General features: G+C 44.2%; 13 protein-coding genes. 2 read left to right on the forward strand and 11 right to left on the reverse strand.

What is annotated here, in order from left to right:
• Window positions 1-312: 312 nt before the first annotated feature.
• The 11 genes from FKX85_RS03475 to FKX85_RS03525 all read right to left on the reverse strand — a co-directional run bounded on the left by FKX85_RS03475 (window position 313) and on the right by FKX85_RS03525 (window position 18801).
• Complete coding sequence (locus FKX85_RS03475; RefSeq protein ID WP_141613407.1) at window positions 313-1932, reverse strand: LVIVD repeat-containing protein; 1620 nt, start codon at window positions 1930-1932, stop codon at window positions 313-315.
• Window positions 1933-2325: 393 nt separating this feature from the next.
• The gene (gene lpdA / locus FKX85_RS03480) at window positions 2326-3726 is read right to left on the reverse strand and encodes a dihydrolipoyl dehydrogenase (RefSeq protein ID WP_141613408.1); all 1401 of its coding nucleotides are present in this window, start codon (window positions 3724-3726) and stop codon (window positions 2326-2328) included.
• Between the two features lie 55 nt (window positions 3727-3781).
• Window positions 3782-4135 carry a four helix bundle protein gene (locus FKX85_RS03485; RefSeq protein ID WP_141613409.1) on the reverse strand — a complete coding sequence of 118 codons (354 nt, stop codon included), beginning with the start codon at window positions 4133-4135 and terminating at the stop codon, window positions 3782-3784.
• A gap of 132 nt (window positions 4136-4267) precedes the next feature.
• Window positions 4268-5830 carry a 2-oxoglutarate dehydrogenase complex dihydrolipoyllysine-residue succinyltransferase gene (gene odhB / locus FKX85_RS03490; protein WP_141613410.1) on the reverse strand — a complete coding sequence of 521 codons (1563 nt, stop codon included), beginning with the start codon at window positions 5828-5830 and terminating at the stop codon, window positions 4268-4270.
• 120 nt (window positions 5831-5950) lie between these two features.
• Window positions 5951-8749, reverse strand: coding sequence for a 2-oxoglutarate dehydrogenase E1 component (locus FKX85_RS03495; RefSeq protein WP_141613411.1), 2799 nt, complete (start codon window positions 8747-8749; stop codon window positions 5951-5953).
• A 239-nt stretch (window positions 8750-8988) separates the two neighbouring features.
• Window positions 8989-9807 (reverse strand): NAD(P)-binding domain-containing protein, encoded by an 819-nt coding sequence (locus FKX85_RS03500; RefSeq protein WP_141613412.1) that lies wholly within the window; start codon window positions 9805-9807, stop codon window positions 8989-8991.
• Window positions 9808-10730: 923 nt separating this feature from the next.
• Window positions 10731-11588 (reverse strand): hypothetical protein, encoded by an 858-nt coding sequence (locus FKX85_RS03505; RefSeq protein ID WP_141613413.1) that lies wholly within the window; start codon window positions 11586-11588, stop codon window positions 10731-10733.
• A gap of 62 nt (window positions 11589-11650) precedes the next feature.
• Window positions 11651-12802: a 6-bladed beta-propeller gene (locus FKX85_RS03510; protein ID WP_141613414.1), complete on the reverse strand. Its 1152-nt coding sequence runs from the start codon at window positions 12800-12802 to the stop codon at window positions 11651-11653.
• 1012 nt (window positions 12803-13814) lie between these two features.
• The gene (locus FKX85_RS03515) at window positions 13815-14444 is read right to left on the reverse strand and encodes a sterol desaturase family protein (protein ID WP_141613415.1); all 630 of its coding nucleotides are present in this window, start codon (window positions 14442-14444) and stop codon (window positions 13815-13817) included.
• A gap of 154 nt (window positions 14445-14598) precedes the next feature.
• Window positions 14599-15738: an N-acetyl-alpha-D-glucosaminyl L-malate synthase BshA gene (gene bshA / locus FKX85_RS03520; protein WP_141613416.1), complete on the reverse strand. Its 1140-nt coding sequence runs from the start codon at window positions 15736-15738 to the stop codon at window positions 14599-14601.
• 87 nt (window positions 15739-15825) lie between these two features.
• Window positions 15826-18801 carry a glycoside hydrolase family 3 N-terminal domain-containing protein gene (locus FKX85_RS03525; protein ID WP_141613417.1) on the reverse strand — a complete coding sequence of 992 codons (2976 nt, stop codon included), beginning with the start codon at window positions 18799-18801 and terminating at the stop codon, window positions 15826-15828.
• A 185-nt stretch (window positions 18802-18986) separates the two neighbouring features.
• Between FKX85_RS03525 and FKX85_RS03530 the strand changes: the two genes are divergently transcribed.
• Both FKX85_RS03530 and mutL read left to right on the forward strand, forming a co-directional pair.
• Entirely contained in the window at window positions 18987-19403 is a 417-nt protein-coding gene (locus tag FKX85_RS03530; protein WP_141613418.1) for a hypothetical protein, read from the forward strand.
• Window positions 19396-21270, forward strand: a complete 1875-nt coding sequence (gene mutL / locus FKX85_RS03535; protein WP_141613419.1) for a DNA mismatch repair endonuclease MutL — start codon at window positions 19396-19398, stop codon at window positions 21268-21270. Before FKX85_RS03530 ends, mutL begins: the two co-directional genes overlap by 8 nt.
• The last annotated feature ends 3 nt before the right edge of the window (window positions 21271-21273 follow it).

The following is a 21273-nucleotide window of genomic DNA, read 5'->3' on the forward strand; positions in this document are numbered from 1 at the left end:
GCTTAGAGAGGTTTGGAATAAGAATTTTACTTATGGCTAAATTGGTGCAAAATTAAGTAAATTATTCAAAGTAGCAGGTATTCTGTTAAAAAACATTCCACTTCAGAAGGATATTTTATGGGGATCGCCTCACCATAATCAAAATATAAATCACCACTCCAATGGGATTTTCACAAAAATCCTGCTTTATTATCCACAAAAGCAGTTTTTTTCCGTATTGGAAGATTTGATGTATAGGAGGAAAAGATTACAAAAATGGCTGCCTTTCCGTAGAAGAGCAGCCATTCAGACTTAATAGAAGAGTCAATAGACCTAGTTTAATTTTCCTTCAGTATCATTAAATTCACCTGTTACCGTTGCGCCGTTGTTCCACACATTACCATACACTGTAATGGAAGAATCATCACCCAAGAACTCCAAGCTGGCACCGCTGTTCAGCGTCAGGTTGCCGTAGATCACCAGACTTCCCGCTATCTTCATGGTGCTATTGATCTGAAGACCGGTATCCTGACCATATTGGCCTACTACCATGGACCCACGCATGTTAAAGGTTCCGCCGGAATTGATATTAGCCCAGCCTTTTACCGACAATGAACCACAGTAGGTAAAGTCATCATTGACATTTAAGCCATCTGCCACCACGGAACCTGAATATGCCTGCGGCTCTCCAGAATTGATATTCATCCAAGTGCTACCCGTATATGCAGGCAGATCTGTACACACATCATCTATTATATCATCGGCAAGGTTGATTTTCAAAATTTGGAGTCCTTGCAAACCAGACGCTACAAATAGGTATTCGTCATTGGCCCTTACATAATTTGATGAACCATACAGGTCAAGTACACCAAGGGTTTTCACGTCTTCACCAAGTGCTACAGCACTCACACCTGCGGATCCGTTTGCCATAAACAAGTGCCGCTCATTGGTCGTCACGGCATTCGTAACGATCTCTTCAGTAACTAAGCCGGTAGAAACCACTGGGATCTCGATTCTACTTTGCTCACTACCATTCGAAAGGGTATAAATACCAGCTCCATTGGCGCCTTCTGAAACCACCAAAGTCTCCCCATGGACATCCATGGTTCTCTTAGCTCCAGAATAGTCAGCGCCCAAAGCGATAGAAAATTCCTTCGCCAATGTAACTGGATCAAGCGAGTTTACGCCTTCTTCACCGTCCAGTACAAACAGCTTTCCTCCCCCGTAAGTTACTGATCTCAAATCAGCAAATGCCGCTTGCGCAACAACTAATGAGTTGCTCTTGTCAAACAGCGTCACCATACCTTCTGTACCACTCACATTTACTATATTGGCATCCGTATGCGCCACATCCGTACTTACATAACCTTCTACGGAAGAAAACTGAAAATCCGAAGTAAAAGCACCGTTAGAAGTGGACACTGTAATCAAATTGGCCGGACCATCCACACCGTAATCGGCGTCTACATCCACGGCAGCAGCAATGTATAGCCTACCCTCTACAAAATCCACCGCATTCAAGTCAGCATCTGTAAAAATCGCTTGGCTCTTGATCACGGGGTTATGCACGTCACTGATATCGAAAATATCAATAGCACCTAAATACTTCGCACCTATGGTGTTATAGGTCACATACGCATAATCTCCATCAATATCCACATGGGTAGCTTGCAAAACATCCCCATCATGTGTAGGAGCCTCCACTTTGGCTATCAGCTCCAAAGGAAGGGAACCTGCAGGTATCTCTTCCGCATTGATCCGTGCATTTGCAGCGGCCTCAGAAGTAATCCCCACGACTCCTGTATTATTTTTGCTGAAACGCTTACTTAAGGACTCAGCATCACTGCTCAAGAGGATCGCATCATTTCCAGTTCCCGGAACATCATCTTCCCTGTTACAGGATGAAAACACCACAATGGCCAATAAAACCATTGACAGTAAATTATTTTTCATATTAATAGCTTTTTTTTGTGTATAAATAGGTACTTTTAGTCTATGACCGCAAAGATAATACTAAACTTAGTCCTAATATACTTTTCACCAAAATTCTTAATCGATTGATATGCAGAACACTAGGACATCTGTACAAATTACCTACTAAAAACCGCTGCATACCTGGATTGACGGCATATTTCAAAAAGGATCCTTAAAAAATATTTTTTACAAAAACTAACAAAACAATCAAATCAGCGGAAATCAAGCCCACATACCAGTCCAAAACATAGAAAATTTTCCCTTCTATGGAATAAAAATCAAAAAAAGAGGCAGCCTCATGCCCCGGTAGGGATCATCATAAAACCGCCTCTTTTAGGTTTATTATACACATTTCATTTTCAGAGCATATACTTATACGTGCAGTGCCCTATTTTCGGTTGCTGCCAAACATGCTTCCTTAAAGGCCTCTGTGTAGGTGGGGTGGGCATGGGACATTCTCGCAATATCCTCTGCTGAGGCCCTATACTCCATGGCGACTACAGCTTCTGCGATCATATCTGCTGTCCTGGGCCCTATCATGTGTACGCCCAAGATTTCGTCCGTTTCCGCATCAGCCAATACCTTCACCAACCCATCCATGTCCATGGAAGCCCGCGCACGGCCGGAGGCCATAAATGGAAACTTCCCCGTCTTGTACTTGACACCTTTTTCTTTCAGCTCTTCTTCTGTATGGCCTACTGCTGCCACTTCAGGCCATGTATAGACCACACCGGGAATTAGGTTATAGTTGATATGTGGCTTTTGGCCTGCCAGCTGCTCCACGACCAGTACACCTTCTTCTTCTGCCTTGTGTGCCAACATAGCACCTTTTACGACATCACCGATCGCATAGATATTATCGGTAGAAGTTTTCAGGTGTTCATCTACCTCTACCTGCCCACGGTCATTCAGCTTCACACCGGCAGCTTCAGGGTTCAGCCCTTCAGTATAAGGCTTCCTGCCGATGGACACCAATACATAGTCACCCTTCACTTCCACTGCTTCACCTTTGCTGTTTTCAGCAGTTACGGTCACCTGTTTGGCCGTGCTCTTGACAGCAGTCACTTTATGCTTCAGGTAAAATTCAAAGCCTAGTTTTTTGAGGGATTTTTGCAATTCCTTACCCATGGTCTTGTCCATGGACGGAATCAACGAGTCCATAAACTCTACCACAGAAACTTTAGCTCCCATCCTGGCATACACCGATCCCAGCTCCATTCCGATCACGCCTCCACCGATCACGATCATGTGCTTGGGCACTTCTTTCATTTTCAAGGCCTCAGTAGACGTAATAATGCGCTTCTTATCGATTTCGATAAAGGGAAGCGAAGCTGGTTTGGATCCAGTTGCAATGATGATGTTCTTCCCCGTAATCTCATCTGACTTGCCATCATCCTTGGTCACCTTCACGGTGTTCTTGTCCACAAAAGAACCAACTCCCTGGTGTACATCGATTTTGTTCTTTTTCATCAGGTACTGAATTCCATCGACGTTCTGCTTTACCACATCATCTTTGCGGGAAATCATTTGCTTCAGGTTTACCTTCAGATCCTTCAGGTCAATACCATGGGTTTTAAAAGTATGGGCAGCATTGTGGTAGTGCTCTGTCGAGTCCAACAGTGCTTTCGAAGGAATACAACCCACATTTAGGCATGTCCCTCCGAGCGTAGGATATTTCTCGATAATGGCAGTTTTCATACCGAGTTGAGCCCCTCTGATAGCGGCCACATAGCCTCCCGGCCCAGATCCGATTACGATTAAGTCGTATTTCATGATTGTTTATTTTGAACAAAGTACAAGGTACAAAGTACGATGTACGAAGAATATGTTATTTGTTTAAACTCCGTTTCAGTCCAAAGATCATATTATGAATGGTCTCTAAATTCTTTGACACTTTCACATAATCACTTTTCTCTATATAATCCAGCTTATTGGAAATGATTAATTGTGTGTCCAACTCAAAGGCTGACCCTAATGCAATACCTAAAAACCGATCAAAGTCCTTATTGGAATTTCTGCCAGCCCCCTCGGCTATATTTGAGGGAATAGAAACAACAGCTCTATTAATTTGACTGATTAATCCAAATTTTTCCTGTTTAGGTAGCTTCTCTGTTATTTCATAAATATCAACAGCTAATTCAGTAGCATTTTTCCAAACCTGAAGTTCTTTGTATCTGTGCATGATAAATAAGTTAAATTAATAATGATAAAAGGCAGGCAGTAAGCCTACCTTATTAATTTAATAATTATTTATCACACGAAATATTAGGCAAAATAGCAGGTGGTACATTGTACATAGTACCTTGTACTTATTCTACACCCCAAGCAGCAACCTCGCCGGGTCTTCCAGCAATTGCTTCAATCTCACCAAGAAGCTTACCGACTCGCGGCCATCGATGATCCTGTGGTCATAGGACAGGGCGATGTACATCATAGGAAGTATTTTCACCTCGCCATTTACCGCCATTGGCCTTTCCACGATGTTGTGCATCCCAAGGATGGCAGACTGTGGCTGATTGATGATCGGGGTGGACATCATGGAACCAAAGATACCTCCATTGGTGATGGTAAAGGTGCCGCCGGTCATCTCTTCTATGGTCAGTTTTCCGTCCCTTGCCTTGGTGGCCAATCGAACTACTTCTTTCTCCACTTGGTCAAAAGACAGGGATTCCGCATTTCTAATGACAGGGACTACCAAGCCTTTTGGTGCGGATACGGCAATGGACACATCACAGAAATCGTGGTAAATGATCTCATTGCCATCAATCTGTGCGTTTACTGCCGGCCACTCCTGAAGGGCTACACATACAGCCTTGGTAAAGAACGACATAAACCCAAGGTTTACATTGTGCTTCTCTTTGAACATCTCTTTGTACTGCTTTCTAAGGTCCATGATCGGTTTCATGTTGACCTCGTTAAAAGTGGTGAGCATGGCCGTTTCGTTTTTGGCCGCTACCAGTCTCTTGGAAATGGTCTTTCTGAGGGAAGACATTTTCTCCCGCTTCATATTTCTTTCTCCTGCTACTTTCGGAGCCTCAGGAGCAGCTTCTTTTTTCTCTGATTTAGAAGGCTGCGATGCGGCAGGTTTGGCTGCGGGCTTTTGTGCTTTTTCAGCATCTTCCTTGGTAATTCTGCCATCTTTGCCCGTACCTTTCACATCCTTTGCATCAATGCCCTTTTCGGCCAGGATCTTTGCCGCAGCTGGTGAAGCATGGCCCTCGGCATAGCTTCCCGATCCTCCAGATGGTGCAGACGAAGAACTTTCTTCTGATTTAGCAGCATCATCGGCTTCAGGAGCATCTCCTTCTACCACCTCGATCTTACAGATCAAGCCACCAATCTCAAGCGTATCGCCTTCCTCAGCCACACGTTTCAAAATCCCCTGGGCCTCTGCAGGCAATTCAAAGGTCGCTTTATCGGAATCTACCTCAGCAATGATTTCATCCATTTCGACAAAATCTCCGTCTTCCTTTAACCATGAAGCCAAGGTCACTTCGGTGATGGATTCCCCTACGGTAGGCACGACCATTTCCTTCACTTCCCCTGTTTTGCCGGATTTACTTTCCGCAGGTTCCTTGGTTTCCTTACTGTCTGAAGGAGTCTCTTTCTCTTCTTTGGCGGGAGCGGTATCTCCTTCGGAAGCCTTGGTATCGATCTCGCAGATCACGGCCCCTATTTCAAGGGTCTCACCGGCTTCTGCCTTCACGGTAAGTACACCGTCGGCTTCCGCTGTCAGTTCAAAAGTGGCCTTGTCAGATTCCAATTCGCAGATTACCTCGTCCATTTCGACGTATTCTCCGCTATTTTTAAACCACTGACCAATAGTTACTTCAGTAATGGATTCGCCCACAGCGGGGACTTTGATTTCTAAACTCATGGCTTTTTATTTTTCCCCCAAACCTGTTGGTTTAAGGTTAATTTCTAATTATCGATTTAAAATAATAAAATTAAACCCAAAAATGGCACTGCGAAGGTCAAATCGCAGTGCCCTGGGGGATTACTTGATTCTTAAAGCTTTATTGATAATGTGCTGTTGCTCTTCCTGGTGTACTTTGAAATACCCTGTCGCCGGTGAAGCACTGGCTTTTCGGGCGATCACGTCCATAGGGAAATCCCTGAACAGCGCACGCATCATATACGTCCAGTAGCCCATATTTTCCGGCTCTTCCTGTACCCAGACAACTTCTTTATTTTTGCTATAGGATTTTACAACTTCCACGATTTGCTTTTCCGGAAGTGGGTGCAGTTGCTCCACTCGGACGATGGCCACATCTTTTACCTTTTCCTTTTCCCTGGCCTCGATCAGTTCATAGTAGATCTTTCCAGAGCAAAGTAACACTCTCGTGACATCTTTTTCTTTTACCGTGCTGTCGCCTAGCACTTCCCTGAAGCCACCTTTGGTAAACTCATCGATCGGGGAGACTACCTTGGGATGTCTCAAAAGCGACTTAGGTGACATGACGATGCACGGCTTTCTGAATTCCCAAGCCAACTGCCTTCTTAGCAAGTGGAAGAAGTTGGAAGGTTCCGTGATATTGGCCACCACCATATTGTACTCCGCAGAAAGCTGTAAGAATCGCTCAGGACGGGCATTGGAGTGCTCCGGCCCCTGACCTTCATAACCATGCGGCAATAACATCACCAAACCATTCATCTTTTGCCATTTGGACTCACCGGAACTGATAAACTGGTCGATCATGGTCTGGGCGCCATTGGCAAAGTCCCCGAACTGTGCTTCCCATATGGTCAGGGCATTTGGATTGGCCATGGCATATCCATACTCAAAGCCCAACACGGCATACTCCGACAAAAGCGAGTTATAAATATGGAATTGCCCTTTATTATCCTTCATCTCCTTGAGGGAGTTGTACGATTTATTGGTATTCGCATCGTGAAGGACCGCATGTCGGTGGGAGAAAGTACCCCTTCTACAGTCCTGCCCCGTCAATCGCACGGTCTTGCCTTCCAATAACAACGACCCATAAGCCAATAGCTCCGCAGCCGCCCAGTTTAGGGATTTGGAACTATAGAACATGTCCTTACGCTGCTTCATCTGTGCTTCGATCTGCTTGATCGGCTTAAAGCCTTTTGGCAAGGAAGTAAGCGCCTCGGCCACTTTCTTGATCGCATCTTCTGAGATGGAAGTATCCGGAGACTTGTCAAAGTCGGCTGGCTCGGATTTCCTCAGTTCTTTCCATGCCTGCTCAAAAGGAGAAGATTTATAAGGTAGCGGTTTTTCCTTTACCATGTTCAGCCTGTCCTGGAGAAGCTTTCTGAATTCCTTGTCCATTTGCTTGGCCAGCTTGGCATCCACATCACCTCTTTCGAGCAATTCTTTATTATATATTTCCCTTGGGTTGGGATGCTTCGAAATGATATTATAGAGATTTGGCTGCGTAAACTTCGGCTCATCGGATTCATTATGGCCATGACGGCGGTAGCACACCATGTCAATAAAGATATCCTGGTTGTATTTTTGTCTGAAATCAGCCGCCAAATTGGCGGCAAACACTACTGCCTCGGGATCATCACCATTTACGTGGATCACCGGCGCATCGATGATCTTCGCCACATCGGTACAGTAGATAGAGCTTCGCGCATCGTCAAAGTCCGTGGTAAAGCCCACTTGGTTATTGATCACAAAGTGGATGGTACCGCCGGTGTTATAGCCTTTAAGGTTAGCCATCTGCGTCACCTCATAGACAATTCCTTGCCCTGCTACGGCGGAGTCACCGTGGATCAAGATCGGCACCACTTTATCTTTATTCCCTTCGTATTGGTGGTCGATCTTAGCCCTTACGAACCCCTCCACCACAGGATTTACAGCTTCGAGGTGAGAAGGATTTGGTGCCAATTTCAAGTTGATTTTTTTCTCACTTGGCGTGGTAATTTCACTGGAAAATCCCATGTGGTATTTCACATCACCATCGCCCATGGTCAGGTCAGGCTTGGCCGTTCCTTCAAATTCTGAAAAAATCTGCTCGTACGTTTTGCCCATGACATTGGCCAGGACATTCAAGCGGCCACGGTGAGCCATGCCGATCATCACTTCTTCAGCGCCCAAATCAGCAGATTTATTGATCACCGCATCCAAAAACGGGATCGTACTCTCTCCACCTTCCAGCGAAAAACGCTTTTGTCCCAAGTATTTGGTATGAAGGAAGTTTTCGAATACAACCGCTTCATTGAGCTTATAAAGTATCCTTTCCTTTTCCTCCGCAGGAGGATCAAAGGCCAACGCTTCCTTTTCGATTTTTTGCCTAAACCAATCCAACATCTCCGGATCCCGGATATTCAGGTATTCAAAACCCATCGTCCCTTCATAAATCTTCTTCAGGGACTCCAAAATCTTGCTCAGTTTCGCATCACCGATACCGATTTCGTTTCCAGCCTGGAAGTCGGTGTTAAGATCCGATTCACTTAAGCCAAAATCTTCAAGGTCAATCAGTGCTTTTCTGTCCCGTCTTTCCCTTACAGGGTTAGTCTTGGAACGAAGGTGTGCCCTGGAGCGATAGGCATGGATTAATGCCCTCACTTTGATTTCCTTCGGCAATTGCTCCATGTCCATGATGGTGCCTTTTGTGGCCAGTGCACCATTTTTTGCAGTACCACTGGCTCCTTCAGCACTTGCCGCCCCTCCATTCTCATCTTCTCCAAACTTGGTGATGGCAAAGTCAAATCCATCAAAAAATGTCTTCCAACTTGGCTCGATTGATTCTGGGTCTTTTTTGTAGTCCTCATATAGCTCATCGATGTAGGCTACATGGGCATTGGAAATGTATGAATATTTGTCCATGATTTGTTTTGTTCGCTTTGCAAATATATATGATTATGTATTTTTAATAAAACCGCTTATTCGTATATACAAATATTACTGGTTTTCAGTAAATTACATTTATCACGTCAGAATATAAATTGCAAAATGGAGGCATTTGTCTAATATAAATTTGGTAATCGGTTATTTTTAAAAGGAGGTTTGGATTGTAACACTCAATTCCTCCCGTTTAGGTATTGAAAACTTTATTTTTTTTTATTCTACAGTGTATAATAAAAGGATAATGGATTTTTATACCTGAACTCAAACCCAGTCTTACGGATTTTCTCAGCATTTACTCTCTTCCAGTCTGGCTGATCACTTTGTGCCCTATAACTTGAAGGAGGAGCAAAGCCCAACTCATTTGCATTCTTCTCATATACTGCTCTCTTCAAAGGATGAACAGGACAAACACCATTATACGTCTCCTCCCAAAGCCCCTTATCGATCACATGGGCAAGCAGCCGCACTGCATCTTCCTGATGGATATAATTTACCGGAATATCGCCTGCCACCTGCTCTTTCCCTGAAAAATATCTGCCAGGCACCCGGTCCATTCCCAACAAACCTCCAAAACGAATCACGGTCAGATCGTAATTTCTATCCGCCCACAGTATTCTCTCCGCTTCGTAAACGGCCGAATGCCCTGTACTATTAAGACACAATTCTGTCGATTCGGTCACTTCTCCATTGACATTGGGATAGACCGAGGTAGAACTGGTATAGATCACTTTACCTATTCCTGCCTGTTGGATAAGTGTCTTGAGGTATTTTATTTGCTCGGGATGAAAAGTTTCCGGCATTGACCTGCGCTTTGGCGGAACATTGACCACCACTAGGTCAGCATCAAAAAGGCGGTTAAATCCTTCACCAGAAGGGTGGGGATCAAGTCTGAACAGCACATTATCGATGCCTTCTTCCGCTAATTGCCGATGCTTTTCCGGTGAAGTCGTACTTCCCAAAATTCGGTGACCTTGCTGTGCCAAGGATTTTGCCAAGGGCAGTCCCAGCCATCCAAGGCCTATAATACTTATTTTCATATCTAATATTGATGACAGCAAAAACCAATAACAGTGCTACATTCGCCTCTGAAGCCCATTGACATTTTTCTTCCTTTCCTAACGTAAAGTATGGGCATAAAGTTAAAACTAATTGGAAGACTTGTTTTTAATTGCCCATAGAATATTTAGGCACTTTCCATATACAGGATTCACTATCACAGCCAAAACTGACCATCTTAAGGAAATGAAATCGCACGGTTTAAAAAGACAACAACATACTAAAGAGCAATGTTTTCATAAATATTTCAATGATGATATATTAAGATTAGTCAATACCTTTTAACTGTGCTTTCGTTTATAAATACTATTTACCAAAAACAAAATAATCATACCGTAATCAGGGAATCGCTTTTAGATGAGTGACTGCGTATTCCACTAGCTATGCCATTTTAACTGCCTTTATCATTCCGATCCCGATACATCGGAAAGGAATCTCTTATTTAAAATTGAAATCCCTCCTCAAGTCGGGATGACATCGAATTATAAATTGTGATTTATACAACATTTTTTTAAAAAGCGATTGCCCTGATACTGTAATTAAAAACATCCCTACTCCAAGTACGTCAATAATACCACCTTCATTAGCACCCTTGGGAATACCGATTATTTTCCCACTTAAAAATAAGGCGATAAATATCCCTCCACCTATTGCATTGACGATTTATTGTTCATTAAATTTTTCATATATCAGATTTTGCTTTCATTATTAGAAGTGAGCAACATTTGAGCTGCTCTAATTAACCTCAGTTCGGGCTAACAACGATAAAAAAACGTTCCCTAATCAGTATCAGGGCAGGCTATTACGAGCCTCTCTGCACCAGGCAGACCCTTCTGGTAGGTTTTGTGAGCTGGAAAGGGCATGGCAAAAAAAGAAAACAAATTCCCCATCGGCTTGCGCCCCCCTAGGCAACCATCTTACGGACATGGGCAAAGCGTCTGGATTTCTCGCGATCCATGAAAGCACGGGCATACCGATGCCGCGAACTGGTTTGCTGTACATAGTAACTACCCAACGACCGTAAATAGGAATCTAGCCCAAAGATAGTAGCTGTCACTCGGTCAGCATCCCTCAGATCAGAAAATCTTATTGATCTAAGAACGTCCCTTATCATTACTCCAGAAGCTCCCCACAGCACCATAAACAGGGGATAGAAATCGCCCCCCTCAAAATAAGTTATCCCTAAGCTGCCCACAATGACCCACAACCAAAAACAGCAGGCCATAAGCAGCATATGCTTCCATTGCTTGTGCGAATATATCGCTACAGCCACCTGCACTTGCCATTGGGAATCCGAATCCATACCTTTCCGAAAGTTCTTCCCAACGACCAATATGTCTGTAAAAGGTATTCTAACTATACGTTTTTGGTTCATTTCGGTATATAGCAAGGTTACTTCCTGCTTCTTATTGCCCGATATGGGAATAATCACTCGCTCAGTGATGTGACCTCCTCCCCCAAATACGTAATACAACCATTTTTTTCCGACATACAAATAAAAAGTAACAAGCAATACACCTACTCCGGTTATTGCCAGAAATAATGGAAAATTACCCTTATATAAGTCATCCATCCGATGACCGTTAGCGGAAACGAGGTACATAAAACCAAACAGCAAGGCAGCTTCAAGCAAGATCGCCAATGCCTTTTTAAAGGTAAACCCGCTTAAAAAAGCATTCTTCCCATTGTAAAAAAGCTCCGTGGTCAAGAAAACTAAAGTCAGCCCCAAAGAGGCCGAGATCAAATATAAAACAGGTGTCATATTAATATATTATTCTTCCTCAATGGTCCCAACTTACCAATGCATTACATTGCCGTAACATACTACTTCAAATAATACTTTGCTAAAATCAAAGGAGTATCTTCCGTCACGTCTTTGGCAAACCGGTAAAAAGCACTGTTCTCAGGTATTCCTCCTTCTTCAAATCGGTCAATCACCCAAGAAGGCTCCATTACCAAAAACAATACCCTATCCCTTAACAATACTGGGCGCATCCATTCCAAACCAAAGTCCACATCATTTTCAATTTTGGAAAAAACCATGCTCTTCCCCGTCTTCTTGGAATAGATCAACTCTGTAAGAATCCCCTTGTCCACCAACCGCGTAACCAAATAATTATCATTCTCCAGTAAATTGGGGAAATGGTAATAGTATGACATTCTTATTTTGTCGGGAATATTACTCAAGCTTTTCTGATCCTTCACCAGGTCTAGGGGAAGGTACTGCTTATCAGACTTGAAATATCGTCTCTCGATAATCTCACCACTAAAATTATATGAATAAATAGTATCGCTAAAATGGGTAGAAAAAAGAACCTTTTGACCAAATAACCGCAAGTTATTGTATTCCCTGACAAATGGAAAACGAAAGTCCTGCATCGGCGAAGATACTGGGGCAATTTGTCCATCCTCAGCACCCCATATCCATAATACGGATTGAATGTCGCCCCCCTTTAAACTAGGGTGGGAACCTGTAGGCGTATACACCAAGTACTTATCTGCCGACAGGTGCTGAATTTTATAGAAAAAGAAAGGTGTCCTGAATTCATTTACAAAGTTCCCTTTAAAGTCATACTGAATCAATTTATTTAAAGACAGTATATCCACAGTACTTTTATCCGTATTGATTGTAAAATCAGAAATGTCACGAAACTCACCGGGCCCCTCTCCATAATTCCTGATATTCGCAACATGGTTCATTGAACTGTCAATGACAGAAACCGACATCGTCATATCATAATCCCCCAAGAAATAAAGTGAATCATAGACCAAAGCCTTACTTACGCGCAGGGCAGAAATGCTTTCCGGAAGTAAAAAGTATTCAATTTTTGACACAAAGTCGCTTAGCCGGGCAGTTCCCGATGAAGGAACGGGAATGGGGCTTTGGAGAAGATTTACGTTTTCGACGTTATTATCGCCCTTGCAGCCAAAATTCAAAATCAACAGCCAAAGTGAAAACCACCGCAAATGTACCATTCTTATCTTCTTTTACCAGGTCCAAACTGCACATGCTTCTCCACAAGGTATTTGTTCAAATACTGCACAGTAATCACCTCCTCGTGGTTTACATTTAATCACGATCGACGTACATCCTTGAATATACATTCCGCAATAATCGTCTTGTACATGATACTCGCATGAAACTCCATCATAACAACCACTCCCCTTGGTAGTAGAAGGCATTATAATAATGGTTGAACTGATCACTGCCATCAAAATGAATATTAGCTTTTTCATAATGCTATTATTTAAATTTTCAGTATATAAGTTAATTCACTTGACTTAAGATATAGATACAAACACAACTTTGCAACCATATATATGATCTTTTAAATATAAAATTCCAATAAAATATATTTTTTCAGAATAATACTTAACAATTACCATAAATAATTAATAATAACCTATTAATTAAAAGTGCAATCAGTGTTCAACCAATAATTCCAAAGAGTGATTATGCTATAGGAGGGGAATCAGGGAAGTATAAAATAAAAGTTAGGAGTATCCTGCATTTGGTGGCAAGAGAAACATGTCAAGTATCAGCCTTCTGATGAAAACGTTAAGGATTATTTTTACCGCAGTGACGCGGAGGACGCAAAGTTTTTATTGGCTCGATATGAACCATCTCCTAAATTAAAGGGAAAAGTGGTGAGAGATGGGGGCAAATACTATTCAAGTGATCATCGCCCGCCGCGGCGGGGTGCACAGCTAAGTCGATTGGGGAAGTATAGTTCTATTGTGCACTATGCTCCTCCTATGTGGTTAACCTAAAGACATCCCCCAGAAATATGGCTTGCCCCCAACCTCCACGTAGGGTTTTGAAAAATTCATTTGATGACGAAATAAAAAAGAGGCTGTTTCATAACTTGTCATTTCGACGGTAGGAGAAATCTCATCAATTTGATTTCATTTGATAATCAATCGCTTGAGATTCTTCCTCTCGTCAGAATGACATACGACTCCGACTTATGAAACGGCCTCTCCTAAATCATTTGTCTTTTTTTGGCATCGTTCCTAAGATCACGTCCCAAAGCGGGGAACTTACCCCAAAGGCCACATCAGGATCTTTATAATGATGGATGGCGTGGTTTACCCATAGGATCTTCAAGGCATTCTTAGGAGGCTGGAAAGCATGTACGATATAGTGCACTCCCAAATACAAGGCATAACCAGCCAAAAAACCAGGAAGAAAATACAGCGCATAATCTCCCATTATGAACGTAAATACGAAGTAGAAAATACATGCGTACAGCCCACTGATAAATGGCGGCATCGCCAAGCGGTCCTTGTCCTTTGGGTAATCATGATGGACACCATGAACCGAATATTGCAACTTATCCTTCATCGGTGTGTCAGGCACCATATGAAAGAAATACTTATGCATCAAATATTCCACGAGCGTAAACACCAACAATCCAATCAAGGCAACCAACAGCCCTGTCCCTATAGCAATAGTAGTGGCAGTAAATGCATAATATAGTGAAACACCACCAATCACAAGAAACATGACAATAGGAATACTTATATGTGTTCTGGACATTTTCTCCAGCACAGGATTCTGGAACATGTGTGCCGATCCATTATTATCAGGCCTCTCCAGTCTTCCAATTTTTTTCATCCTAATATTTTATTTTTTTTATATACTCACTCAAGAGGTTGATATGCAAATATTTACCCACAACCACAAACAACACCTCAAGAATTTCACCACAAATTTAACGGATTGAATTCAAAAGAGGTTATTCTTTTCGGGAAATAATGACCAAAATCAGTTATTTGGACAGTGAAAGGGTTTTATCGATGGTTTTTTTATAGAATTCTTCGTACCGGGGAAGAATATTGGACACATCAAATTCCTTTGCCCTGGCCAATGCCCGTTTCTTGAAAGCTGGCAGATTTTGGTCTGAAAGGATATGTAATGCCTTTTCGGTCATGTCCTGTATATCCCCTACCTCACAGGCAAAGCCCGTCACCCCGTCAATGTTCAACTCTGGAATACCACCTGCATTGGAAGACAACACCGGCACTTCACAGGCCATCGCTTCCAAAGCGGCCAGCCCGAAGCTTTCTTTCTCAGATGGAATCAGGAACAGGTCTGCTACGGAAAGGACTTCCTCCACCGCATCCAATTTCCCTAAGAAACGGGTATCTTCACAGGTTCCCAGCTCCCTGCAGAGCCTTTCCATCTTATCCCTTTCGGGGCCATCTCCCACCAACAACAACTTGGCAGGAACCACTTTTCGCACTTCATAAAACACTCTGATGACGTCCTCTACACGTTTTACCTTCCTAAAATTGGAAGTGTGTACCAGTAATTTCTCATCATCTGGACATATTGCTTTTTTAAAGTGTTCTTTCCGTTGTTTTTTAAAGCGGTCCAGATCGATGAAGTTGGGAATGACCTGAATCCCGTTCTTGATATCAAAATGATCATAGGTCGCCCGCTTCAAATCCTCGGAGACAGCAGTCACCCCATCGGATTGGTTGATGCTGAAGGTCACCACGGGCTCATAGCTGGGATCTTTGCCCACCAGCGTAATGTCCGTGCCGTGCAGAGTCGTCACCACCGGAATCTCGATGCCTTGGGTTTTCAGGATCTGCTTGGCCATATACGCTGCCGAAGCATGCGGAATAGCATAATGTACGTGCAGCAGATCCAGCTCTTCGAACTTCACCACGTTGACCATTTTACTGGCCAATGCCAGCTCATATGGTGCATGCTCAAATAACGGATAGCTTTTGATGTCTACTTCGTGATAGAAAAGGTTTTCGCTCAAAAAATCCAACCGGGTAGGCTGCTTATAGGTAATGAAGTGAACTTCATGACCTTCCTTGGCAAGGGCTTTTCCCAATTCTGTGGCCACTACACCACTCCCACCAAATGTGGGATAACAGACAATTCCGATTTTCATGTTTTCAGTGTTAAAAAACTATTGTTCTTAGAATTTAGAAGCTATAACCTTTCCTTTCGGAATTTTGTTCACCAAAGGCTCATTTTTTCACTTCCGGATGGACCGGTAGATAATATCCTGAATATCCGTCCGTACATTATCTCTCAGCAATGAATTGTTACTGGCATTGGGATACACCCTATTGGACAGGAACACGTAGATCAGGTCTTCATCAGGATCAGCCCATACGGCGGTACCGGTAAAACCTGTATGTCCAAAAGTGCTCTTGGATGCCAACTTTCCTGCCGGCCCGCCTTTATCAGGCGCTGGATCAGGTTTATCCCAGCCCCAGCCTCTCCTGCTTTGGCTGGACTGTCTCTTGGTAAATTCTTTAACGGTTTTGGCATCCAATAGGTTTATCCCACCATACTCGCCTCCCTGCAGCATCATCTGCATCATCACCGCCAGGTCATGGGCAGTACTAAACAATCCCGCATGGCCAGCCACGCCGCCATACATGGCCGCTCCGGGGTCATGCACATAGCCACGGATCAGCTTATGCCTAAAGACCAAATCATTTTCCGTAGGTGCAATCCTGTCAGCAGCAATCTCCTTCAATGGCCAATAAGTCAAGGTGTACAAGCCCAAGGGTTGGTAAAAATTCTGCTCCAAAAATTCATCCATCGGCTGGTTAAGAATCCGCTCCACTACGCGCTGCATAATGTACATGGTCAAATCCGAGTATTTGTAATCATGCTTATTGCTGCCGGAAGATTTTCTTCTGAGCGGTGAATCCACGGTCCATTTCCATACACTGTCCGGTAGGGCATCCATGCCATACATTCCTTCGGCCACCTCTATGCTGTAACCACTTCCTTTTTGGGAATGATAATAAACAGGGTCCCACTTGCCAGAAGAAATCGTCTTGGTATAATGCGGCAACCACGCGGCTAGCCCAGCCTCATGCGCCATAATGTCCTTAATCTTAAGATCTGCCTTGTTGGTGCCTTTTAGCTCAGGAAGGTACTTAACCACTGGATCCTTCATATTGAGCAGCCCCCGGCTTTCCAGAAACATCACCGTTTGCGTGGTGGCCATGACCTTGGTGATCGATGCCAGGTCATAGACGGTCTCTGGTGTTACCTCCTGTCCTTTGTTATAATCCAAATGACCATATCCCTTTTCGAAGACCACCTTACCATTTTTAGCTACCAAAACACAGGCTCCCGGTGTAGATTTTCTTCGGATGGCCCGATTGACCACTTTGTCGATGCCATTGAGCGTACGGCTGTCCATGCCTTCATTCTCAGGAAGACTGTAGCCCAACCTGTCACGGGAATCAAAGGGCACGGAAATGCCTGCAGGCAATCCAGTGCTTACCGTAGCCGGCAAGGCGCCATTCACACCCCTGGCACCAAAAATCACTTGGGGTGCCAGCTTCTCTGTGTATTCATTCTCTTCATAAGCCACCAGCACATTGGGCATGTCATCGAGGTATTTGGCCGCATAGGCATTGCCGAAGAGGACCGTGATGACATTGTACTTTTCACTGAGGTTTTTAATAAAGTACATGTCCTCTTGCTTGATCCCGAAATTACGCCTCGGACTGTTGCTTACATCTGTAATGCCCACCACAATGGTATTATAATCACGAAGATTTTGCTCTAGCGCTCGATAAGATTGGTTATTGCTGTTTCTGGTGAGCCTATAATGCTTGAATTTCCCAAATTTATCGAGGTATTTCTGGAAGGTCTCACCGCCATTTCCCAGTGTAATGGAAGCCATTTTCAACAAGTCCTGATTACGGATAGGCAAGAAGTTCCCTTTATTGGCCACCATGGTCATGGATCCAGCATACAGCCGCTCCACCAATGCCGAAGTCTCGTAGGTGCTGAGCCGCTCCACCAGCTGATTGGTGTCTACATGTTGCGGTTTGTTCAGCCCTGCCCAGTATTTAGCCTTGAGGATCTTTCTTACCCGTGCGTCAATCTGGTCTTTGGAGATCCGGCCATCGGCTACCGCCTGAACAATCAAGCGCTTGGACTTGGGAACATCCTCTGCATAAAGCAGCACGTCATTTCCTGCCAGTAGTGCTAGTAGATCTACCTCTCCTGGTGCATGTAAATTACTCACACCTCTCATGTTCAGCGCATCGGTAAACACCAATCCCTCAAAGCCCATGTCCTTCTTGAGCAAGTCATTGACCACGGCAGGGGTGAGCGTGGTCGGCTTGCCGGAAGTGGTACCCAAGCTGGGAATATGCAGGTGGGCGACCATGACACTCATCAGGTTTTCCTTGATCAGCTGACGGTAAGGGTATAAATCAATGTTTTGAATCTGTGATTTGGAATTATTGATCACTGGCGTGGTGTAGTGGGAATCGGAATCAGTGTCTCCATGTCCAGGAAAATGCTTGGCATTGGCCATCACACCGTGGTCTTGAAGCCCTTTCATGTAGGCGACAGCTTTCCTGGCTACCTTTTCCTTTTGCTCTCCAAATGCCCGATAGCCAATAACAGGATTGTTTGGATTGGAATTGACATCCACTACGGGGGCAAAGTTGATGTGCATTCCCAGTTCCTTAAACTGCCTTGCGATCTCGGTACCCATGTCATATATCAGCTGATCATCGCGGATGGCACCCAAGGTCATTTGTTTGGGAAATTGGAGGACACTGTCCAGCCGCATGCTGACGCCCCATTCGGCATCCATGGCGATCATCAGCGGTGTCTTGGTGATGGATTGGTAATAATTGGTCAGGTGCGCCTGCCTCACGGGCCCTCCCTGGAAGAAGATCAATCCGCCCAGTTGCTCTTCCCGGATGAGTTTGGCTATTTTCTGTTTATGGGCTTCTCCACGATTGGAATAAGCCGCCACCATAAACAGCTGCCCCAAGCGCTCCTCAAAGGTCAGGCTGTTGAAGACACTGTCCACCCATTTCTTCTGGGCCACATAATCACGCGTGCGAAGTGGATCGCCCGGATTTTCACTACTTTCCTTGTCAAACCCAAAAGATAGTTGAAAAAAGACCATCCCCCCGATCAGCATCAAGACGAACGGCACCCGCCAAACTTTTTGATTCATCCGATTGTTTAATTTTTATTGCTTAAAATTTAAAATAACTTTGTATAGATTACTTTCAACAGTTTCTTGCAAGTAATCTCCAAATTTACAAATATTCCAGCTTTTCTCTACCATAAATAGCGACAAGCAAAACCAACATTACCATATTTAACGTTATGATAGTGTAAACGAATTCAATTATCAGCATGAAATTTCCATCCATATTTAGAACTGCCCATCCTATGCGCTTTGACATCAAGCCAAGGCACTATGATCCTGTGAAAGAAGAAATCGAACAACGCACATCCAGGATCAAGCGACAGCTGGAAGCTGAGGGCTTGCTCTCTAATGGAAAAGACCAAGATATTGAAGAAGCCTATCGAAGAGCCGAAAGTTCTTCCATTCGAGGCGCCTTTACCCAGGGAAGCCCCATTCGAAACAAGCCTTCTGAACTCTTTTCCAGTGCAGGAATGCTGAGAATGATTATCCTGCTGATTTTAGTTGGTACGATCACCGGTTACTTATACTGGGGAATAGAAGCATTGTACACGCTACTGTATGTTGGAATCGGAATAGCCGTCGTGCTGTTCTTGTTAAGATTGAAAGGCAAAACAAATGAGTGATATTATCCAACTGCTGCCGGATGCTATCGCTAACCAGATTGCCGCCGGTGAAGTAGTGCAACGTCCCTCATCAGCATTAAAGGAACTTTTGGAAAACGCCGTTGATGCGGGAGCCACAGATATTCAAGTATTGGTCAAAGAAGCGGGCAAAATACTTATCCAGGTCATCGACAACGGCAAGGGCATGAGCATCACCGATGCCCGAATGTGCTTTGAGCGTCACGCCACTTCCAAGATCAGAAGTTCTGAGGACCTCTTTGCCATCCGGACCTTTGGCTTTCGAGGGGAGGCCATGGCATCCATCGCAGCGGTGGCCCAAGTGGAACTCAAGACAAGGGCCAAAGGAGAAGAACTGGGCACATTGATCTGTATCGAAGGCTCGGAAGTCAAAAAACAGGAGCCCGTCGTATGTCCTGAGGGCACCTCCATTGCCGTAAAGAACCTTTTCTTCAACGTGCCTGCTCGAAGAAACTTCCTCAAGTCCAACCCCGTGGAAATGAAGCATATCGTCGAGGAATTTCAGCGGGTGGCCCTGGCCAATCCCGAAGTGGGCTTCAGCCTTGTGCATAATGACATGGAGCTGTTTAAGCTCAGTCCTGGAAAACTCAGCCAGCGAATAGTGGGGATATTTGGAAAAAACTACCAAAGCCAACTGGTCGCCTGTGAAGAAGAAACTCCGCATGTCACCATAAAAGGTTATGTGGGCAAACCTGAAAATGCCAAGAAATCGCGCGGAGAGCAATTCTTCTTCGTAAACAATCGCTATATCAAAAGCAATTACCTCAATCATGCGGTTTCTAACGCTTTCGAAGGGCTCATGGCTTCTGACCAGCATCCTTTTTACGTCTTGTTCCTAGCCCTCGACCCTTCGCATATCGATATCAATGTCCATCCCACCAAGACAGAGATCAAATTTGATGATGAACGCACCATCTACTCGGTGGTCAGAGCGGGCGTGAAGCAAGCTTTGGGAGCACATAACGTCGTCCCCATGCTTGATTTTAGCCTGGATGTCAATTTTACCGAAAACTGGAAAAACGACGAAATCAGGAAAGACGAAGTAAGCCGGGAAAACAGTTATAAAACGTACAGCAGCCCTACCATCAAAAAACAGGACACTGCTGGCTGGGAGAGATTGTTTGAAGGAGAAAAAAGCGACGACGTTAGGGAAAGGGCCATGAAGGACACGGTTGACGATTCCTCGGAACTGCTTACCTTTTCCAGCCGTGCCAACGAAGAGGAAGTAGAAAGCACCATCACTCCTGATCCCGTGACGGCTGTATTACAGCCTGAAGAGCGCAACGCCGGGACGACCTTTCAGGTGGAGTTAAATTATATCGTGGCACAGCTGGGCACAGGCCTTCTACTGATCGACCAGCAAGCAAGCCATGAACGCATCTTGTACGAACGTTACATCAAGCAACTGAAAAACACCGGTGGCGCCTCACAGCAATGCCTCTTTCCTCAAAGCTTAAGCCTGAGCTTGGCAGATTATACCTTGGCCATGGACCTTCATGAGGAGCTCAACAGTTTGGGGTTTGTCATAGAGGAATTTGGAAAAAACACCCTGCTTATCAAAGGGGTACCTGCTGATGTGCAGATCAACAATGAAAAAGCCTTGTTTGAAGGTTTGCTGGAGCAGTTTAAGCACTTCAAATCCGAATTATCGCTGGATAACAAGGAAAACTTGGCGCGGTCTTTGGCGAAGAAATCATCGATCAAAAAAGGCACCAAACTCAAAAGCCAGGAAATGGAAACCTTGGTCGGGCAGTTATTTGCCTGCCAAAATCCAAATTATGGACTTTCGGGGAACAAAACCTTTGTAAAACTTGATTTAAGTAAAATACGTAGCTTTTTTGAAAAATAATAT

The organism is Echinicola soli (genome assembly GCF_006575665.1).
Lineage (GTDB): Bacteria > Bacteroidota > Bacteroidia > Cytophagales > Cyclobacteriaceae > Echinicola > Echinicola soli.

Excerpts from the sequence above, each read along its gene's own strand:
- FKX85_RS03475 (WP_141613407.1), bottom strand. The coding sequence starts at position 1,932 with ATGAAAAATAATTTACTGTCAATGGTTTTATTGGCCATTGTGGTGTTT.
- lpdA (WP_141613408.1), bottom strand. The coding sequence starts at position 3,726 with ATGAAATACGACTTAATCGTAATCGGATCTGGGCCGGGAGGCTATGTG.
- FKX85_RS03485 (WP_141613409.1), bottom strand. The coding sequence starts at position 4,135 with ATGCACAGATACAAAGAACTTCAGGTTTGGAAAAATGCTACTGAATTA.
- odhB (WP_141613410.1), bottom strand. The coding sequence starts at position 5,830 with ATGAGTTTAGAAATCAAAGTCCCCGCTGTGGGCGAATCCATTACTGAA.
- FKX85_RS03495 (WP_141613411.1), bottom strand. The coding sequence starts at position 8,749 with ATGGACAAATATTCATACATTTCCAATGCCCATGTAGCCTACATCGAT.
- FKX85_RS03500 (WP_141613412.1), bottom strand. The coding sequence starts at position 9,807 with ATGAAAATAAGTATTATAGGCCTTGGATGGCTGGGACTGCCCTTGGCA.
- FKX85_RS03505 (WP_141613413.1), bottom strand. The coding sequence starts at position 11,588 with ATGACACCTGTTTTATATTTGATCTCGGCCTCTTTGGGGCTGACTTTA.
- FKX85_RS03510 (WP_141613414.1), bottom strand. The coding sequence starts at position 12,802 with ATGGTACATTTGCGGTGGTTTTCACTTTGGCTGTTGATTTTGAATTTT.
- FKX85_RS03515 (WP_141613415.1), bottom strand. The coding sequence starts at position 14,444 with ATGAAAAAAATTGGAAGACTGGAGAGGCCTGATAATAATGGATCGGCA.
- bshA (WP_141613416.1), bottom strand. The coding sequence starts at position 15,738 with ATGAAAATCGGAATTGTCTGTTATCCCACATTTGGTGGGAGTGGTGTA.
- FKX85_RS03525 (WP_141613417.1), bottom strand. The coding sequence starts at position 18,801 with ATGAATCAAAAAGTTTGGCGGGTGCCGTTCGTCTTGATGCTGATCGGG.
- FKX85_RS03530 (WP_141613418.1), top strand. The coding sequence starts at position 18,987 with ATGAAATTTCCATCCATATTTAGAACTGCCCATCCTATGCGCTTTGAC.
- mutL (WP_141613419.1), top strand. The coding sequence starts at position 19,396 with ATGAGTGATATTATCCAACTGCTGCCGGATGCTATCGCTAACCAGATT.